Raw genomic sequence first — 17750 nt, 5'->3', positions numbered from 1 at the left:
GCCCAAACTGCCCGGTTCGCGTTTTTGTCTGCCCCCTCGGGGCCGGGACGTGGCGCGGCCTGTGCGAAGAGCCGGGACCGCGCCTGAGCCCGTTCAGTCAGGGACCGCGCATGCCGACCATCGCCCTCGTCGACGACGACCGGAACATCCTCACCTCTGTGTCGATCGCGCTGGAGACCGAAGGCTACCGCATCCAGACCTACACGGACGGGGCCTCCGCGCTGGACGGTCTGCGCCACTCCCCGCCCGATCTCGCGATCTTCGACATCAAGATGCCGCGCATGGACGGGATGGAGCTTCTCCGACGCCTGCGGCAGAAATCTGACCTTCCCGTGATCTTTCTGACGTCGAAGGACGAGGAGATCGACGAGCTGTTCGGCCTCAAGATGGGCGCGGACGACTTCATCCATAAGCCGTTCTCGCAGCGCCTGCTGGTGGAGCGGGTGAAGGCGGTGCTCCGGCGCTTCGCCAAGGAGGCCCCCGGCAGCACGCCCCGCGGCGAGGCCGAGGTCGCGGCCCGGTCGCTCGAGCGCGGCGCGCTGATGATGGATCCCGAGCGGCACACCTGCACGTGGAAGGGCGAGCCGGTGACGCTGACGGTCACGGAGTTCCTGATCCTCCAGGCGCTCGCCCAGCGCCCCGGCGTCGTGAAGAGCCGCAACGCGCTCATGGACGCGGCCTACGACGACCAAGTCTACGTCGATGACCGGACCATCGACAGCCACATCAAGCGGTTGCGGAAGAAGTTCAAGGTCACCGACCAGAGCTTCGACATGATCGAGACGCTCTACGGCGTCGGCTACCGCTTCAAGGAGGCGTGATCTCCAGGATCAGCCCCGTGGCCGCACGTACCCAGACCCAGACCGAGGATGCCCCGCCCCGCGCCTCCCTGGCCCAGACCCTGTCCCGACCGCTCGGCTGGCCCCGCGCCGTGTGGGAGGCAGTCGGCCAGCGCGCCTCGTCGAGCCTGACGCGCCGCATCGTCGTCCTCAACCTCGTCGGGCTGATCGCGCTCCTCGTCGGGTTCCTCTACCTCAACCAGTTCCGCCAGGGCCTGATCCAGGCCCGGATCCAGAGCCTCGCCATCCAGGGCGAGATCATCGCGGGGGCGATCGCCGCCTCGGCCTCGGTGGACACCGACACGATCCGCATCGATCCCGACAAGCTGCTCCAGCAGCAGGCCGGCGAGGCGGCGGAGGAGGAATCGCAGCCGCTCGCCTTCTCGCTGAACCCCGAGAAGGTGGCGCCGCTGCTGTCGCGCCTCGTGACGCCGACGGGCAACCGCGCCCGGGTCTACGACCAGGAGGGCGGCCTCCTGTTCGACACCCGCACCCTGTTCAAGCGCGGCGATGCCAGCCGGCCCGACCCGCTCGAGCCGAAGCCCCACAAGCCCGGCATCCTCGAATCCGCCTTCGAGGCGGTCCAGTCCAAGCTCGGCGGCCTGTTCCGCAGCCGGTCCGAGACCACCGAGGAGACGGGGCCGGTGAACGGGCACTCGCTCCGGGAGGTCCAGGCGGCGCTCGGCGGCAACCGCGGCAGCCTCGTGCGCCGGAACAAGCTCGGTGAGACCACCGTCTCGGTGGCGGTGCCGATCCACCGGGCGGGCTCGGTCCGCGGCGCCCTCCTGATCTCGACTCAGGGCGACGCCATCGACCGGGTCATCGCTTCGGAGCGGTTCGGTCTGCTGCAGGTCTTCCTCGTCGCCTCGGCGGTGATGGTGGTGCTCTCGTTCCTGCTGGCGGGGGCGATCGCGGGACCGGTCCGCCGTCTCGCGGAGGCCGCCGAGAAGGTCCGCATGGGTATCAAGACCCGCGAGGAGATCCCGGACTTCACCGAACGCACGGACGAGATCGGCCACCTGTCGGGCGCCCTGCGCGACATGACTCAGGCTCTCTACCGGCGGATCGACGCGATCGAGAGTTTTGCGGCGGATGTCAGCCACGAGTTGAAGAACCCGCTGACCTCGCTCCGCAGCGCGGTCGAGACACTGCCGCTCGCCAAGACCGACGAGTCCCGTGGCCGGCTGATGGCGATCATCCAGCACGACGTGAAGCGCCTCGACCGTCTGATCAGCGACATCGCCGACGCCTCGCGCCTCGACGCGGAGCTCGCCCGCGCCGAGGCCCGGCGCGTCGATCTCCGGCGGCTGCTCACCACCGTCGTGTCGGTCGCCAACGAGCGCCGGCGCCCGAAGGATTGCCTGATCCAGCTCGACGTCGAGGCGACGGGCTCGGAGCAGGACGCGCCGTTCACGATCATCGGCCACGACAGCCGGCTCGGGCAGGTGGTCAACAATCTCCTCGACAACGCCCGCTCGTTCTCGCCGACCGACGCGAAGGTCCGGGTCGTGCTGCGCCGCGTGCGCGGCGAGGTCGAGATGATCTGCGAGGACGAGGGACCTGGCATCCCGGAGCACGCCCTGGAGCGGATCTTCGAGCGCTTCTACACCGACCGGCCGGAGCAGGGTTTCGGCCAGAATTCCGGCCTCGGCCTGTCGATCTCCCGCCAGATCGTCCAGGCCCATCGCGGCACGATCCGCGCCGAGAACCGGCCCGGCGCCCCCGACGAGGACGGCGAGCCGACGGTGCGCGGCGCCCGCTTCATCGTGCGCCTGCCGGCGGCGCCGCGGCAGCTCCACGCCTGATGGTCACCCTGCACGGCGCCTGCGTCGCGCTGTGCGGGGCCGGGATCCTGATTCGCGGTCCCTCGGGTGCGGGCAAGTCCAGCCTCGCGCTCCTGCTCGCCGCCGCGCCGGACGGCGCCTTCGTGGCGGACGACCGGGTCGTCTGCGCGATTCGCGACGGGCGAATCACGGCCGGTCCCCATCCCGCGCTCGCCGGACGTGTCGAGGTCCGCGGCCAGGGGATCCTGTCGGCGGCCGATCTCGGCCTGGCGGTGCGGCCGGAGGCGGTGCTGCATCTCGCCGTCGACCTGGTGGAGACGGCACCGCGCCTGCCCGAGCCGCCGAAACCCGCCGACATCCTCGGCCTCGCTGTTCCGCGCCTCGTCCTCGATCGGGGTGTGCGGGCGGCCGGCATCGCACCGCTCCTGGTTCGTGCGGCGCTGCGAAAGCCGCGGCCGTGACTTCGCAGCCGCACAGGCGCCTCGATTCGCCCAAGACTGGTATCCCCCATGGCGCACACGCGGCGGCCGTGGCATGATCGCACCAATGTCCGGGCAAAAAAGTCGCGATCGCCTTGTGGGGGGCTGTGCGATGCACAACATGGCGGCACACACAGGACGTTGGAACACGTGTCGATGATTGGCATGGTGCTCGTCACCCACGGACTCCTGGCGACCGAGTTCAAGGCCGCGCTGGAGCACGTGGTCGGTCCACAGGATCAGATCGAAACGATCACGATCGGGCCGGAGGACGATATGGAGCTGCGACGCCGGGACATCATGTCCGCGGTCTGTCGCGTGAATACCGGGGACGGTGTGGTGGTGCTGACCGACATGTTCGGGGGCACGCCGTCGAACCTCGCGCTGTCCTGCATGAACGGCGGATCGGTGGAGGTCGTGGCGGGGATCAACCTGCCGATGTTGATCAAGCTGGCCAGCGTCCGCGACGAGGAGAAGCTCGGCGACGCCGTGCTGCACGCGCAGGAAGCCGGACGCAAATATATCAACGTCGCTTCGCGCGTCCTGGCGGGCAAGTAGTTCTCCGGGATCAAGCTTCCAGGACGGCCGCCGGCGGAGCCGCGCGCCGCGCGCTCACGGTGATTCCCACCGATGCCGCGATCACCAGCGCGATCGCCAGCCACTGGACGGCGCTGATTCGCTCTCCCAGCAGGACCAGACCCGCGCAGGCCGCCACGGCGGGCTCCAGGCTCATCAGCACGCCGAAGCTCTTCCGGTCCAGGCGGCGCAGGGCGACCATCTCCAGCGAGTAGGGCAGGGCGCTCGACAGCAGCGCCACCGCGAAGCCGGCGATGAGGAGTCCGGGCGTGAGCAGGGCCGGTCCGGCCTCCGCCACGCCGAACGGCGCGACGACGAGGGCCGCCGTCAGCATGCCCAGGGACACGGCCTGGCCGCCGTCGATCCGCCCCGCGCGCTGTCCGAACAGGATGTAGAGCGCCCAGCACAGGGCCGCGCCGAGATCGAGGGCGACGCCGACCGGGTCGAGGCCGTCCGCGCCGGCGATCGGCAGCAGCAGCGCGAGCCCCGCCACCGCCACGCCGATCCACAGGAAATCCGAGCGGCGGCGCGACGCGATCAGCGCGACCGCCAGCGGCCCGACGAACTCGATGGCCACGGCCGGTCCGAGCGGCAGCCGTGCCAGCGCGAGGTAGAACAGGAGGTTCATCAGCCCGAGGGCCGTCCCGTAGAGGGCAATCCAGCCGGCCTCGCGTGCCGGGAGGCTGCGCCGCCAGGGCCGCCAGACGGCGATCAGGATCAGCGCCGAGAAGCCGACCCGGAGGGCCGAGGTCCCCGCCGCGCCGAGCGCCGGGAACAGGCTCTTGGCGAAGGTCGCGCCGCACTGGAGCGACACCATGCCGGTGACCAGCGCCGCCACGGACAGCACCGTATCGCCGAGGCCGAACCTGTTGCGTGACACGGGGGCGACATTCCTGAGGACCGGGACCCGGCGCGGGCATAGCAGATGCCGGGGCCGCCGCGGCCCACGCTCGGCCTCATGGCACACGCCATCCGCGCGCACGGCTCGTTGTCCCGGGCCAGCGGAGCGTCCGCCGGCCCGGCGTCGTCCGTGACAGGCCCTTACAGGATGAAGCGGCTCAGATCCGCGTTCGAGGCCAGATCCTGCACCCGGTCGCGCACGTAGGCCGCGTCGATCGGCACCGTCTCGCCGGACCGATCGGTGGCAGTGAAGGAGATCTCGTCGATCACCCGCTCCAGCACCGTCTGGAGCCGGCGCGCGCCGATATTCTCCACCGAGGAGTTCACCTCCACGGCGACCCGCGCGAGGGCGTCCACGGCGTCGTCGGAGAAGGTGAGGGTGACGCCCTCCGTCTCCATCAGCGCGACCGTCTGCTTGAGAAGGCTCGCCTCGGTGGCGGTCAGGATCTGCTTGAAATCGTCCACCGTCAGCGGCTGCAATTCCACCCGGATCGGCAGGCGGCCCTGCAGCTCGGGGAGGAGGTCCGCCGGCTTCGAGACGTGGAAGGCGCCCGAGGCGATGAACAGCACGTGGTCGGTCTTCACCGGACCGTGCTTGGTCGCGACGGTCGTGCCCTCGATCAGCGGCAGCAGGTCACGCTGCACGCCCTCGCGCGAGACGTCGCCGGACGAGCGGCCCTCGCGGGCGCAGATTTTGTCGATCTCGTCGAGGAAGACGATGCCGTTGTTCTCGACCTCGCGGATCGCCTCGCGGACCAGCGCCTCGTCGTCGACCAGCTTGTCGGATTCCTCGGCCATCAGCGGCGCGTAGGCGTCCCGCACCAGCACACGGCGCGGCTTGCCGCGCTGGCCGCCGAGCGCCTTGCCGAGCATGTCGCCGATATTGATCGCGCCCATCGAGGCGCCCGGAACGCCGGGAATCTCGAACATCGGCATGCCCGCGGGGGCGCCGGAGGTCAGTTCCAGCTCCACTTCCTTGTCGTCGAGCTCGCTGTTGCGGAGCTTGCGCCGGAAGCTGTCGCGGGTGGCCTGGCTCGCCGTCGGGCCGACCAGCGCGTCGAGGATCCGGTTCTCGGCGGCCGCCTCGGCCTTGGCCTTGACGCCCTCGCGCTTCACCTGCCGCGTCAGGCCGATCGCCACCTCGACGAGGTCGCGGACGATCTGCTCGACGTCGCGCCCGACGTACCCGACCTCGGTGAATTTGGTCGCCTCGACCTTGAGGAACGGCGCGTTGGCGAGCCGGGCGAGGCGGCGCGCGATCTCGGTCTTGCCGCAGCCGGTCGGCCCGATCATCAGGATGTTCTTGGGCGCGACCTCCTCGCGGAGCGGACCGGTCAGCTGCTGGCGCCGCCAGCGGTTGCGCAGCGCGATCGCCACGGCGCGCTTGGCGTCGTGTTGCCCGACGATGAACCGATCGAGTTCGGACACGATCTCGCGGGGAGAGAACGTCGTCACCGCTTTGCCATCCCTGTTCCCGGCCCGAAAACGGCCCCGCGCCGGGAATGGGGTCGCGCGCGGCCCCGCGCAAGGGGCCACGCGTCGGCCGGTCGCCGCCTCAGTGCGCCGCCGGGACCGCGGCGGCGTCGCCCTTGTCGTGCCGGCCGAACCGCTCCACCAGGGTCGCGCTGGCCTCGTTGAGGCCGATGACCGTCACGTCGCGGCCCCGGGCGCGGGCCTTGAGCACCACCCGGTCGAGGGCCGCGATGGCCGAGATGTCCCAGAAATGCGCCGCGTGGACGTCGATCACGAGGCGCTCGACCGGCTCCAGCACGTCGATCGCCTCCGAGAAGGTGCCGGCCGAGGCGAAGAACACTTGCCCGGTGACGGTGTAGGTCCGGGTGCCGCCGTCGGCCGAGAGGGCGGACGTGATCCGGTTGAGCCGGGCGACCTTGCCGGCGAAGAACACGCCGGACAGCAGCACGCCGACCAGCACGCCGATCGCGAGATCTTTGGTGGCGACCACGACCAGGACGGTCGCCAGCATCACCGCCGAGGAGGGCAGCGGGTTGGTGCGCAGCCGCAGCAGCGAGCGCCACGAGAAGGTGTTGATCGAGACCATGATCATCACGGCCGTCAGCGCCGCCACCGGCACGACGGCCAGCAGGTCCTGCAGTGCCACGAGGAGCACCAGCAGGAACGCGCCGGCCACGAGCGTCGAGAGGCGCCCGCGGGCACCCGACGAGACGTTGATCACCGACTGGCCGATCATCGCGCAGCCGCCCATGCCGCCGAACAGGGCCGAGGTCATGTTGGCCATGCCCTGGCCCATGCACTCGCGATTCTTGTCACTGGCCGTGTCGGTCATGTCGTCGACGATCTGCGCCGTGAGCAGGCTCTCCAGCAGGCCGACCGCGGCGAGCGTCGCCGCGTAGGGCAGGAGGATCCGCAGGGTCTCGAGGGTGAGGGGCACGTCCGGCAGGGCGAAGCTCGGCAGCGTCGAGGGCAGGGCGCCGAGATGGGCGACCGTGCGCACGTCGAGGTGGAAGATCGCGGTGATCGCCGTCAGCACCGCGATGGCCACGAGCGGCGACGGGATCGCGCGGGTGATCCGCGGGAATCCGTAGATGATCGCCAGACCGAGGGCGATCAGCCCGTAGGTCGCCGGCGTGACCCCGGTGAGCTCGGGCAACTGCGCCAGGAAGATCAGGATCGCCAGCGCGTTGACGAAACCGGTCATCACCGATTGCGAGACGAACCGCATCAGCCGGCCCAGCCTGAGCAACCCGGCCAGGATCTGGATGACGCCCATCAGAATCGTGGCGGCGAAGAGGTACTGGACGCCGTGCTCGCGCACGAGGTCGACCATCACCACCGCGGTGGCGGCGGTGGCGGCCGAGACCATGGCCGGGCGACCGCCGGCGAAAGCGATGGTGCAGGCGATGACGACCGAGGCGTAGAGGCCGACCTTCGGGTCGACCCCGGCGATGACCGAGAAGCCGATGGCCTCTGGGATCAGCGCGAGGGCGACGACGATCCCCGACAGGGTGTCGCCGCGCAGGTTGGAGGTCCACGACCGGAGATATCCGGCGTTCCGGGCTGCGTGTGTTGACATCGATGAATCCGCACGAGCGGCGTGCCCGCGTCGCTGGCGGGTCAGAGCGCGTCTCGAATGCGTGGTCCGGCGGATCGGCGGCCGGAAGAGCCACCCGGGCTTTCACCGGGTCCTTGCGAATGCGCCGACCCTAGGGGCGCGCGCGCTGCAATGCAACAACGTGGCGGGAAACGTTCGGCGACGCTTCCGTCATCGCGGGTCCGGCTCCGCGGTTCCGAAATGACGGGCGCGTCGGTCCGGCCGCCTCAGGCCGCGCGGACCTGGGTCACGAAGCCCGCGACCTCGCCGCCGAGCCCGTTCGAGCGGCGCGCGATGTCGGCGGCGGCGTCGAGGACTTCCGCGGCGCTGGCGCCCGTCTCGCGGGCCGCGCCCAGGACCAGCGCCATCGTGTCCGTGACGGCGCGGGTACCGCTGGCGGCTTCGGAGACGCTGCGGGCGATCTCCTGGGTCGCCAGCTGCTGCTCCTCGACGGCGGCGGCCACGCCGAGGGCGATCCCGTGGACCTGCTCGATCGTGCCGCCGATCTCCTCGATCGCCGCGACGGCGTCGTGGGTCGCGGTCCGCATCGCGGCGATCTGCCCGGCGATCTCCTCGGTGGCCTTGGCGGTCTGCGTCGCGAGATCCTTCACCTCGGTGGCGACGACCGCGAAGCCGCGCCCGGCCTCGCCGGCCCGCGCCGCCTCGATCGTGGCGTTGAGCGCCAGCAGGTTGGTCTGCCCGGCGATGGTGGAGATGAGGGAGACGACCTGCCCGATGCCGTCGGCGCTGCGGGCGAGGGCCTGGACGCTCGCCCGGGTCCGCCGCGTCGCCTCGACGGCGCTCTCGGCGGCCGTCGAGGTCTGGGTCACCTGGACGCCGATCTCGCTGGCGGTGGCGGCGAGCTCCTCGGTGGCGGCGGCGACGGCCTCGACGTTGTGGGCCGTCGTCTCGGCGGCGCGGGTGACCGCCTGCGACTGCGTGCCGGCGTGCTCGGCGTTGCCCGCCATAGTCGCGGCGGCACGCTCCAGCCCGGCGGCGGCCCCGGCGAGGTGCTCGACGAGTCCGCCGATGCTGCCCTGGAAGCGCTCGGCGAGTCCGGCCATCTCGGCGCGCTTGCGCGTCGCCGTGTCGGCCTCCAGCCGCTGGTGCTCGTGCCGCAGGCCCTCGGCTTCCCGCATCGTGTCGCTGAAGACCTGCATGCTCGTCCAGATCGCGCCGATCTCGTCGCGTCCCGGCTTGACGGCGGGCAGGGTGTGGTCGCCGCGCGAGAGGCGCTGGATCGCGTCCGAGACCGCCCGCAGCGGCCGGGCGATCTGCCGCTGACCGATGAGCAGGCCGAGGGCGCAGCAGATCACGGTGCCGATCAGGGCGAGGCCGAGCAGGAGGAGCGTGCGCGTCTCGAACAGGGCCTGGGTGTCGGCCTTGATCACCGCCATCTCGCCCCGGCCCTGCTTCACCAGGGCGTCGATGCTGGCCTGGAAGGCCTTGCGGTTTGCCCGGTTGGCGTCGTTGAACCCGAGCTCCGCGGCCGCCTTGGGGCCGGTCGTGTCGCCCGCGTCCGCGAGGGCGCTGCGGAGGGCGCGGAACGCGTCGGCGTTGCGCACCATCGTCTCGAAGAGCGGCCGCTCGGCCTCGGTCACCCGCGGTGCCCAGTCGGCCCGCAACGCGTCCATCTCGGCGAGACCCTTGCGGATCCCGGCGGTGTACTTCGCGGCTTCCGCGCGGTCGGCGGAGGCGTAGACGCCGCGCGAGTCCATGGTGACTTCGGCGGCGAGGCGGTTAAAGTTCGCGGCGTCGAGCGCCCGGATCGACGCGCTCTCGACGCTCGTCAGCGAGCGCTCGAAGCTCTTCAGCGTCGCGACGCTGACCCCTGCTACGACCAGCGTCGTCAGGCTGCAGGCGCCGACGAAGCTCAGGAGTTTTCCGCCGATTTTCATTGCTATCCGACCGTCGAGGCGCGATTGGCGTCAAAATGCCGGTTATTCGTCAAGACGTCGTAAACTGAGCTGATCCGGAATTATTTGTCTCGCCTCTGAGCAGGGTCCTGATGAGGAAGGGGCGCGGTGGGCGCCGCGCCCGACCCGATCAGGCCGCCCGGACGGTGTCGAGGAAGCGGCTGACCTCCGCGGTCAGGTGCTCGGATTGCCGGGACAGCTCCGAGGCCGCGTCGAGGACCTGGCCGGCGGCGACGCCGGTCTCCTCGGCCGCGCCGGCGACGCCGGAGATGTTGCTCGTGACCTCGCCGGCGCCGACGGCCGCCTGCGCGACGTTGCGGACGATCTCCTGGGTCGCCGCACCCTGTTCCTCGACCGCGGCGGCGATCGAGGTGGCGACGCCGCTGATCTCGCGGATCCGGTCGGTGATGCCGGCGATCGACGTGACCGCCTGCCCGGTCGAGGCCTGGATCTGCGCGATCTGGCCGGAGATCTCGTGCGTCGCCTTGGCAGTCTGCTCGGCCAGGGCCTTCACCTCGGAGGCGACGACCGCGAAGCCCTTTTCGGCGGCCCCGGCGCGGGCCGCCTCGATGGTGGCGTTGAGGGCCAGCAGGTTGGTCTGGCCGGCGATGTTGGAGATCAGCCCGACCACGTCGCCGATCCGCGACACGGAATTGCTCAGTTCCTGGACGAGCGCGCCGGTCTGATCGGCGTCGGAGACGGCCCGCTGCGCCAGATGCGCCGAGCCGTCCACCTGCCGGCCGATCTCCTGCACCGAGGAGCCGAGCTCCTCGGCCGCGGCCGCGACGGTGTTGACGTTGGAGGCGGCCTCCTCGGCGGCCGCCGCGACCGTGTTCGACTGGCTCGAGGTCTGGGACGCCGTCGCCGACATGGTCCGGGCGGTCGCCTGCAGCTCGGTGGCCGAGGACGAGACCATGCCGACGATGCCGCCGACCGCGCGATCGAAGCTGTCGGCGAGTTCGATCATGGTCCGGCGCCGCTCGGCCGCGGCGGCCGCGTCGGCGATCCGCTTCATCTCGGCCTCCTCGGCGGCCTTCTTGGCGACCATCGCCTTGATCCCGTCCACGGCACGCCCGACCGCGCCGATCTCGTCGCCGCGGGCGGCCTCCTGGATCTCGGCCTCGATCTCGCCGCGGGCCATGCGCTGCAGCACGGCCACGAGGCGGCCGAGGGGGCGGGTCAGCATGGCGAAGACGAGGAAGGCCAGCAGCCCCGCGATGACGACGCTGGCGACGCTGCCGAGCAGGCTCGCGAGGTAGGCGGCGCCGAAGGAGCGCGCCTGCTCGTCGCTTCGGGCGGCGAGGAGGTCGCGCTCCGCTTTCTCGGCCTCGCCGATCTTGGCGCGCAGGGCGTCCATGGACGCCTTGCCGGCGCCGCTCGCCTCGATCTGCCGGGCCTTGTCGAGATTGCCGGCCTCGACGAGGGCGATCTCCTTGGCGGCGATGTCGCTCGACCACGAGTCCGCCGAGCCGCGCACGGCCTCCAGGCGCGCCTGCTGGGCGGCGTTGTCGGCGGTGAGCGACTTGGCGCTCTCCAGGGACACCTTGAAGGACTTCTGGCCGGCGCGGAGCGGCTCCAGGAATTTCGGATCGCCCGCGATCAGGTAACCGCGCAGGCCGGTCTCCTGATTGACCATCGCCTGCGTGAGGCCGTCGAGGGCGGAGATGACCTGATAGGAGTGCTCCGTGAGATGATTGACGCGCTCGATCGAAGACAGGTGACTGTATCCGATGGCGCTGATCCCCACCGTGACCGCCGCCAGACTGCCGAATGCGGCAGTCAGCTTCGTTACGATCCGGACATCGTTGATCGAGCGCATAGTCAGTCCCCAGGGTCCCATTCGGGAATTCGGATTTGGTTCCCTGACGGTTGTGATAAATTATACGCTGTAAATTTTGTCTTACAGTGGGCTGTATCGCCCGGATGAACCCGGTTGAACGGCGGTTGAAAACCTGCTGTCAGCAATCGAGCGTCGGTGATCGTCCCGCGCACTGCTGTCGTCGGCGAGTACAACCTGAGATAAGAGGCGCCGGGTCGGATTTTGTAGCGATGCGGCGATCCGGGCGCGGTTCCGAGGAAGGTTTGCAGGATACGGAGACCGGCGCCGCAGCGTATTCGCGCGCGGCGCGGTTCGCGCTGAAGCTGTGATGACCCGCGTTCAGCCGGGCAGACCCCGCGCCGATGCGCGAGCGCCCGCGACGGGATCCGGGCGACGCGGGCACACCGTGAGCGATCGAGCGCGCGGCGACGGCGGCGGAGCCGGCGAACTCGGCTCCGCCCGGCCGGGTCTCAGGTATCCAGCGCCTCGATGACGAGGTTTCCGTTGGTGTAGACGCAGATCTCGGCGGCGATCGTCATGGCCCGCCGCACGATCGCCTCGGCGTCGAGGTCGCCGTCCTCCAGCGCGCGGGCGGCCGCCAAGGCGTAATTGCCGCCAGACCCGATGGCCATGACGCCGCTCTCGGGCTCCAGTACGTCGCCCGAGCCCGACAGGAGCAGGCTGACCTCGCGGTCGGCGACGAGCATCATCGCCTCAAGCCGGCGCAGGTAGCGGTCCGTCCGCCAATCTTTCGTGAGTTCCACGCAGGCCCGGGTCAGCTGACCGGGATACTGCTCCAGCTTGGCTTCGAGGCGCTCGAACAGCGTGAACGCGTCCGCGGTGGCGCCGGCGAAGCCGCCGATCACCGCGCCCTTGGCGAGGCGCCGGACCTTGCGGGCGTTCCCCTTCACGATGGTCTGGCCGAGGCTGACCTGACCGTCGCCGCCGATGACGACGCGGCCGCCCTTGCGGACCATCAGGATCGTGGTCGCGTGCATCTGGGGGACGGCGCCCCGATCGTCGTACCTGAATGCGTCCTGGCTCAAGATTCGGCTCCGCTCTCGATCGCGCCGAGATGGGGAGCTTCGCCGGCCGAGTCCAGCCGGCGCCGGGCTCGCGTGCCTACTCGGCGACCGCCTCGGGGCTGCGCACCGGGCCGGCATCCTGCAGGATCGACTGCGCGGCGGCCTCGGCCAGGAGCGCGTAGCCGCGGTCGGCCATGTGCAGGCCGTCGGCGGCGAAGAGCTGCTTGGTCGTCAGTTTACCCTCGCGCACCCAGCCGTGCATCAGGTCGGCCCGGCGGATCACCGGCACGTCGAGCTCGTCGCCGATGCTGCGCACCGCGTCGCGGAAGCGCGAGGCGCCCGGCGTGGATTCGAGCTTCGGGCACCATTGCGGCTCCATCAGCACCACGTCGATGCCGGCCTCCCGGATCCGGCGGATCGCCGACACGGTGGCCTCGCGGAAATGGTCGAGCGACACGCCGCGCAGCGGGTCGTTGCTGCCCGTCTGCCAGATGACCAGCTGGGGCTCGGCCGCGATCACGTCGCGGTCGAGGCGCGCCAGCATGTCGTCAACGTGCTCGCCGCCGATGCCGCGGTTGATGACCGCCACGTCCATCCCGTGCAGCTTCTTGCGCAGGTCGATCTGCAGGCGGGCCGGGTAGGCGTTGGCCGGGGTCGACGCGCCCACGCCCTCCGTCGAGGACGACCCGAAGGCGACGATCTTGAGCGGGGCGCCGATGGCGATCTGGCGAGCGACGTGGGGCAGGTCCGGGCTGTCGCCCAGGTCGAAGCCCAGCATGTCCAGGGATTCGGGCAGCAGGTCCGCGTAGGCGAGGACCGCCGTCGGAAGGACCAAGAGGGCGCCCAACAAGCCCAGGCGGCGCAGCATCCTGCGGGCGGGGAAGACAGTGTTCAGCGTCTTGGACACGGGACCGACGGCTCCGGCTCTCGTGAGCGGTAGATACAATCTGACACAGGGCCCTGAAAAGAGCGGTTCCGGGCAGAGTTTGAAAACGCACTGAATTCGTAACGCAAAATTAGGCATGAGTGGGAAGGCGCGCCCTTGCCCGAGGATTCCCGGCAACATCGGCGCGGCGGGTCGACCCCAGCGACGTTGGCGTCGCGGCACCCGCACGCCCGACGCCGAGTCGGCATGAACCATGCAGAACACGCTCCGACGCGTCTCCGACAGGGCGGCGGAGCGCGCGGTCGGGGCCGCGGCGCGTCCCCCGACCGGCCGCGGGGCTCCGTGAGCCGTCCCATGGTCGACCGCTTGCGCATCGCGATCCTCACGCACTCGACCGACCCGCGCGGCGGCGTGGTCCACGCTCTGGCTCTCGGGGAGGCCCTGGGCAGGCTCGGCCACGAGGCGGTGGTCCACGCGCCCGACCCGACCGGCGGCGGCTTCTTCCGCGCGGCGCAGTGTCCGGTGATCTCGGTCGCGGCCAAGCCGGTTGCGGGACCGGCCGCCGCCCTGGTCGGCGCCCGGATCGCCGACTACCTCGCGCACTTCTCGACACCCGCCGCCTGCGACTTCGACGTCTTCCACGCCCAGTGCCGGATCAGCGGCAACGCGCTCGCCACCCTGACCCGGCGCCGCCTGATCCCGGGCTTCGTGCGCACGGTCCACCGGATCGACACGTTCACCGATCCGCGGCTCGCGCAGTGGGAGGAGCGGGCGATCCTCGATGCCGGGCGCCTGCTCTGCGTCAGCCGGACCTGGGCGGCGACGCTGGCGGCCGAGTACGGCGCCCGGGCCGACGTGGTCGGCACGGGCGTCGACGGGGCGGCCTTCACGCCCGATCCCGGGCCGGAGGATGACGCGCTCCGCCGCCGCCTCGGCCTCGGCGGCGGCCCGGTCTTCCTCAGCGTCGGCGGCTTCGAGGCGCGCAGGAACACGCTGGCGATCGTCGAGGCCTTCGCGGCCCTGCGCCGGACCTGCCCCGACGCGCAGCTCGTCGTGGCCGGCGCCGCGCCGCCTCTCGATCAGGCCGGCTACGAGGCCCGGTGCTGCGCCACGCTCGAGCGCGAGGGGCTCGAGGTCGGGCCCGGCCGGCCGGTGATCCGAACCGGCGCCTTGGCGCAGGCGGACATGCCGGGCCTTTACCGGCTGGCCGACACCCTGGTCTCTCCCTCGCTCGCGGAGAGCTACGGCCTGTGCGTTCTGGAGGCGATGGCCAGCGGAACGCCGGTGATCGTGTCGGGCCGGCCGCCCTTCACCGAGTATATCGCCCCCGGCGAAGCCCTGTCGGTGAACCCGGACGACACCGACGCCATCGCGGCCGCCATGCGGGCGAGCCTGGAGCCGAGCCGGCGGGCGCGGCTGCGCAATGCCGGCCGGGAGGTCGCCCGGGCCCATGTCTGGGACGCCTGCGCGGCGCGCCACCTGCCGACCTACGCGGAACTCGCGCCCGGGGACGCGCCCTTAATGGCCGCGGCCACGGGGGCGGCGGCCTGGAACACGCTTCGGGTCCCGCGCGATGCCTGAGATGCGCTTCCATATCCGGTGGCCGGACGGGACCCGCGAGGCCTGCTACTCGCCGTCGCTGGTGATCAAGGACCACCTCGCGGTCGGGCAGGACTACCCGCTCGACGAGTTCGTCGCGCTGACCCGGCTGGCCCTGGGCATCGCCAGCGAGCGCGTCCGCGCCCGCTACGGGTTCCCGTGCGGCCGCGCGCAGGCGCAACTCGCCCGGATCGAGGAGGGCGCCCGCCGCCAGGAGCCCGGGACCGTCCACGTCGAGGCCTTCGAGGACTGATAAGGGCCCGCGGCTTCGCCGTGCGGCGAGGCGACGCGGCGCGGACGAGCAGCGCGCCGGGTTGTCCGCAGGACCCACGGCGCGCGGAGGCCCAGGCGATGATGACCCGGATTGCGGCAGTGCTAGTGCTGGCCGCGTCGCCCGCGGCGGCGCAGACGCGGCCGTCCACCACGGCGATGACCTGCCAGCAGACGATCCGCCTCATCCAGGCCCGCGGAGCGCTCGTCCTCGGGACCGGCGGCATGACCTACGATCGGTTCGTCCGTGACCGCTCGTTCTGCGAGCCCACCGAGATCGCGCGGCGCGCCTTTCGGCCGACCCGCGACAACCCGAACTGCCTGATCGGGTACACCTGCTACGAGCCCGGACGCGGTGACTGGTTGGGTGTGGACGACTAGCACCGTTCCCGATCGCGCAGCCGCGCCCTGAGCGGGAGAGAGCGGGGGAGGTGCGGGACGCGCGCCGCGTCAGCCGGCGTCCGGGACCGCCCGCCCGGGTTCGAGGGCGACGATCACCCGACGATCCCCGGCCCGGCGGGTGAAGCCCGTGGCGTCGAGGTGCTCCAGCAGCGGGATCGAGAACTTGCGCGAGATTCCCAGGGTCGCGCCGGCCTCGCGGGCCAGGAATCCGGTCTCCGCCGTCCGCGCCGTCGGGAAGGCGTCGATCAGGCGGCTCTTGGCGGTGGCCACCGCTTCCCGGTGGAACAGCACGGCGCGGCGCTGCACCCGGTCGACGGCGCGGATCACCGTGCCGGCTCCCACGAGGTAGGTCAGCGCCTCGCGGCGGCGCACGTCCCGGCCGATGGCCTCGGCCTCGTCGGGCGGGCTGAGGCCGGCCCGGCGGAAGACCTGCTCCAGCCGGCGGGCGGCCTCGCTCTCGTTCCGCGCGGGGTCGAACTCGGCCCGTCGCCACAGGGCGCCCGCCTGGGCGACGCCGCCGGCCGCCGCGAGGTCGCGCAGGACCGCGCCGGTCACCGCCTCGGGCAGCGCCAGGGCGCGGGACAGGCGCTCCAGGGCGATGCCGTGCTCCATCGGGTAGTCGCGGTGATGGTGGGCCAGGGCGGCCAGCGTGCCGGTGCGCAGCGCCTCGAAGGCCGGGGCCCCGACGAAGCGGTCGCCGATCGCGCGGGCACCGTCTTCGGAGAGCGCCTGCCGGGCGCGGTCCGGCGCGATACCGGCGATCCGGGCGAGCTCGTTGAGCGGTGCCCCGGCCGCGCCGAGCTGCCCGAGGCGGACCGTGATCGCCTCGGCAGGACCGCCCGCCGCCAGGGCGGCGAGGTCGGCCATGACCCGGGGATCGTGGCGCCGGCGGCGGCGGCTCGCCGGGTCGAGGATCCGGCCGCCCGCCACCGTGACGGAGGGCGAATCGAGCCGCAGCACGAAGGGCTCCCGCGCCGGCACAGCCGCCGGCTCGCCGAGGTGGAGCTGCGCCTGGGTACTGGCGCCCGGCTCCAGGGCGTCGCGGTCGAGCAGCCGCAGCCGCGCCTCGACCTCGGTGGTGCCGAAGAGCAGGCGGCAGGCCGTGCCGCCCGCCAGGGCGTCCGGCAGGCTCGCGGCCGCGGTGATCGCCACGTCGAGCCACGGGCTCTGCGCGAGCAGGCCCGGTAGCGACAGCGCCTGCCCGCGGGCGATCTGGTCGAGGTCGATCCCGCGCAGGGCGACCGCCGTGCGGCGCCCCGGCTCGGCGCGCTCGACCGCGCGCCCGTGGATCTGCAGGCCGCGCACCGTGGCGGTGCGGCCGCCGGGGGCGATCTCGACGGTGTCGCTGACCGTGAGAGGCCCGCGTCGCAGCGTCCCGGTCACGACGGTGCCGAAGCCCGGCCGGGAGAAGACCCGGTCGACCGGAAGGTAGGGGAAGCCGTCGTCGCGGACCGGTTCCGTCTCCGCCACCAGCGCCGAGAGGGCGGCGGCGAGCTCAGGCAGGCCGTCGCCCGTCACGGTCGAGGTGGCGATGACCGGGCCGGCCTCGATCCCGGCCCGGGCGGCCGCTGCGGATATCTCGGCGGCGCGCGCGGCCACGGTCTCGGGCGTCGCGAGGTCCGCCTTGGTCAGCGCCAGGACACCGCGGCGCACGCCGATGAGGGCGGCGATCTCGAGATGCTCCACCGTCTGCGGCTTGATGCCCTCGTGGGCGTCGACCGCCAGCAGAACGGCCCGCATGCCGGTGGCGCCGGAGATCATGGCGCGGACGAACCGCTCGTGGCCCGGCAGGTCCACGAGGTCGATCTCGCCCTGCGCGGCGGTCAGCAGCGCGAAGCCCGGCACGATGGACACGCCGCGGGCGCGCTCTTCCTTGAGCCGGTCGGTCTCGACGCCGGTGAGCGCGCGGACGAGCGCCGTCTTGCCGTGATCGACGTGCCCGATCACGCCGACGAGGAGTGTCTTCAAAGCAGCCACCGACCGCATCTTCTCCGCGGTGCCGCCGTCCACAAGGGGCGCACCGCTCGCTCGAAGGGGAATCCGCCGCGCCGGCGCGTCGCGGCGCCGTGTGCGCCTCCGGGCGGTCGGGGCCGGGGCTGCGAGGCAGATGGATTGTGGACAATTTGTCTTGCCACGCCGTGCCGTTTTGGGAAAGCGCGATTTTAACGCAGCGCAGCATCCATCC

At 71.7% G+C, this 17750-nt stretch carries 15 protein-coding genes and 1 other annotated feature; of the genes, 7 read left to right on the top strand and 8 right to left on the bottom strand.

Translation table 11 applies throughout. The features are described 5' to 3' along the window. Positions 1 to 110: 110 nt before the first annotated feature. The 4 genes from BM314_RS15210 to BM314_RS15195 all read left to right on the top strand — a co-directional run bounded on the left by BM314_RS15210 (position 111) and on the right by BM314_RS15195 (position 3660). On the top strand, positions 111 to 821 hold the full coding sequence (locus BM314_RS15210) for a response regulator transcription factor (RefSeq protein ID WP_020094607.1): 711 nt from the start codon (positions 111 to 113) through the stop codon (positions 819 to 821). Positions 822 to 838: 17 nt separating this feature from the next. Further along, on the top strand, positions 839 to 2644 hold the full coding sequence (locus tag BM314_RS15205; protein WP_020094606.1) for a sensor histidine kinase: 1806 nt from the start codon (positions 839 to 841) through the stop codon (positions 2642 to 2644). Next, entirely contained in the window at positions 2644 to 3084 is a 441-nt protein-coding gene (locus BM314_RS15200) for an HPr kinase/phosphorylase (RefSeq protein WP_091978781.1), read from the top strand. The genes BM314_RS15205 and BM314_RS15200 overlap by 1 nt, the downstream gene beginning before the upstream one ends. Positions 3085 to 3258: 174 nt before the next feature. Continuing rightward, the gene (locus BM314_RS15195; RefSeq protein ID WP_010682249.1) at positions 3259 to 3660 is read left to right on the top strand and encodes a PTS sugar transporter subunit IIA; all 402 of its coding nucleotides are present in this window, start codon (positions 3259 to 3261) and stop codon (positions 3658 to 3660) included. 10 nt (positions 3661 to 3670) lie between these two features. Here BM314_RS15195 and BM314_RS15190 read toward each other — a convergent pair whose 3' ends face one another. The 7 genes from BM314_RS15190 to BM314_RS15160 all read right to left on the bottom strand — a co-directional run bounded on the left by BM314_RS15190 (position 3671) and on the right by BM314_RS15160 (position 13315). Next, positions 3671 to 4558, bottom strand: a complete 888-nt coding sequence (locus tag BM314_RS15190) for an EamA family transporter (protein ID WP_091978779.1) — start codon at positions 4556 to 4558, stop codon at positions 3671 to 3673. Between the two features lie 161 nt (positions 4559 to 4719). Next, on the bottom strand, positions 4720 to 6033 hold the full coding sequence (hslU, locus tag BM314_RS15185) for an ATP-dependent protease ATPase subunit HslU (protein WP_056528150.1): 1314 nt from the start codon (positions 6031 to 6033) through the stop codon (positions 4720 to 4722). Positions 6034 to 6133: 100 nt separating this feature from the next. After that, entirely contained in the window at positions 6134 to 7630 is a 1497-nt protein-coding gene (locus tag BM314_RS15180) for a SulP family inorganic anion transporter (RefSeq protein ID WP_091978777.1), read from the bottom strand. Positions 7631 to 7690: 60 nt separating this feature from the next. Next, positions 7691 to 7746 (bottom strand) — a sequence feature (sul1 is cis-regulatory element that is thought to sense ions involved in sulfur or methionine metabolism; They are found in Alphaproteobacteria). 129 nt (positions 7747 to 7875) lie between these two features. Then, positions 7876 to 9546: a methyl-accepting chemotaxis protein gene (locus tag BM314_RS15175; protein ID WP_091978775.1), complete on the bottom strand. Its 1671-nt coding sequence runs from the start codon at positions 9544 to 9546 to the stop codon at positions 7876 to 7878. Positions 9547 to 9694: 148 nt separating this feature from the next. Further along, positions 9695 to 11383, bottom strand: coding sequence for a methyl-accepting chemotaxis protein (locus BM314_RS15170; RefSeq protein WP_091978773.1), 1689 nt, complete (start codon positions 11381 to 11383; stop codon positions 9695 to 9697). A gap of 470 nt (positions 11384 to 11853) precedes the next feature. After that, positions 11854 to 12381, bottom strand: coding sequence for an ATP-dependent protease subunit HslV (gene hslV / locus BM314_RS15165; protein ID WP_020094598.1), 528 nt, complete (start codon positions 12379 to 12381; stop codon positions 11854 to 11856). A 124-nt stretch (positions 12382 to 12505) separates the two neighbouring features. Continuing rightward, positions 12506 to 13315 carry an SGNH/GDSL hydrolase family protein gene (locus tag BM314_RS15160; protein ID WP_020094597.1) on the bottom strand — a complete coding sequence of 270 codons (810 nt, stop codon included), beginning with the start codon at positions 13313 to 13315 and terminating at the stop codon, positions 12506 to 12508. 333 nt (positions 13316 to 13648) lie between these two features. On the opposite strand from BM314_RS15160, the gene BM314_RS15155 reads away from it, so the two are divergent. The 3 genes from BM314_RS15155 (at position 13649) to BM314_RS15145 (ending at position 15544) form a co-directional block, all read left to right on the top strand. Then, on the top strand, positions 13649 to 14875 hold the full coding sequence (locus tag BM314_RS15155; protein ID WP_091978771.1) for an MSMEG_0565 family glycosyltransferase: 1227 nt from the start codon (positions 13649 to 13651) through the stop codon (positions 14873 to 14875). Further along, positions 14868 to 15146, top strand: a complete 279-nt coding sequence (locus BM314_RS15150; protein WP_026605168.1) for an MSMEG_0570 family nitrogen starvation response protein — start codon at positions 14868 to 14870, stop codon at positions 15144 to 15146. Before BM314_RS15155 ends, BM314_RS15150 begins: the two co-directional genes overlap by 8 nt. Positions 15147 to 15244: 98 nt before the next feature. Next, complete coding sequence (locus tag BM314_RS15145) at positions 15245 to 15544, top strand: hypothetical protein (RefSeq protein ID WP_091680741.1); 300 nt, start codon at positions 15245 to 15247, stop codon at positions 15542 to 15544. Between the two features lie 69 nt (positions 15545 to 15613). Here the strand turns inward: BM314_RS15145 and selB are convergent, their stop codons facing one another. Next, the gene (gene selB / locus BM314_RS15140; RefSeq protein WP_244539947.1) at positions 15614 to 17551 is read right to left on the bottom strand and encodes a selenocysteine-specific translation elongation factor; all 1938 of its coding nucleotides are present in this window, start codon (positions 17549 to 17551) and stop codon (positions 15614 to 15616) included. Positions 17552 to 17750: the final 199 nt, after the last annotated feature.

Origin of the sequence: Methylobacterium sp. 13MFTsu3.1M2 (genome assembly GCF_900112625.1) — a bacterium.
Taxonomy (GTDB): Bacteria; Pseudomonadota; Alphaproteobacteria; order Rhizobiales; family Beijerinckiaceae; genus Methylobacterium.
This window is presented reverse-complemented; position numbering and strand designations above follow the sequence as displayed.

Coding starts and splice junctions, on each gene's coding strand:
- BM314_RS15210 (WP_020094607.1), top strand. CDS start 111: ATGCCGACCATCGCCCTCGTCGACGACGACCGGAACATCCTCACCTCT.
- BM314_RS15200 (WP_091978781.1), top strand. CDS start 2,644: ATGGTCACCCTGCACGGCGCCTGCGTCGCGCTGTGCGGGGCCGGGATC.
- BM314_RS15195 (WP_010682249.1), top strand. CDS start 3,259: ATGATTGGCATGGTGCTCGTCACCCACGGACTCCTGGCGACCGAGTTC.
- BM314_RS15180 (WP_091978777.1), bottom strand. CDS start 7,630: ATGTCAACACACGCAGCCCGGAACGCCGGATATCTCCGGTCGTGGACC.
- BM314_RS15175 (WP_091978775.1), bottom strand. CDS start 9,546: ATGAAAATCGGCGGAAAACTCCTGAGCTTCGTCGGCGCCTGCAGCCTG.
- BM314_RS15170 (WP_091978773.1), bottom strand. CDS start 11,383: ATGCGCTCGATCAACGATGTCCGGATCGTAACGAAGCTGACTGCCGCA.
- hslV (WP_020094598.1), bottom strand. CDS start 12,381: ATGCACGCGACCACGATCCTGATGGTCCGCAAGGGCGGCCGCGTCGTC.
- BM314_RS15155 (WP_091978771.1), top strand. CDS start 13,649: ATGGTCGACCGCTTGCGCATCGCGATCCTCACGCACTCGACCGACCCG.
- BM314_RS15150 (WP_026605168.1), top strand. CDS start 14,868: ATGCCTGAGATGCGCTTCCATATCCGGTGGCCGGACGGGACCCGCGAG.
- BM314_RS15145 (WP_091680741.1), top strand. CDS start 15,245: ATGATGACCCGGATTGCGGCAGTGCTAGTGCTGGCCGCGTCGCCCGCG.
- selB (WP_244539947.1), bottom strand. CDS start 17,551: ATGCGGTCGGTGGCTGCTTTGAAGACACTCCTCGTCGGCGTGATCGGG.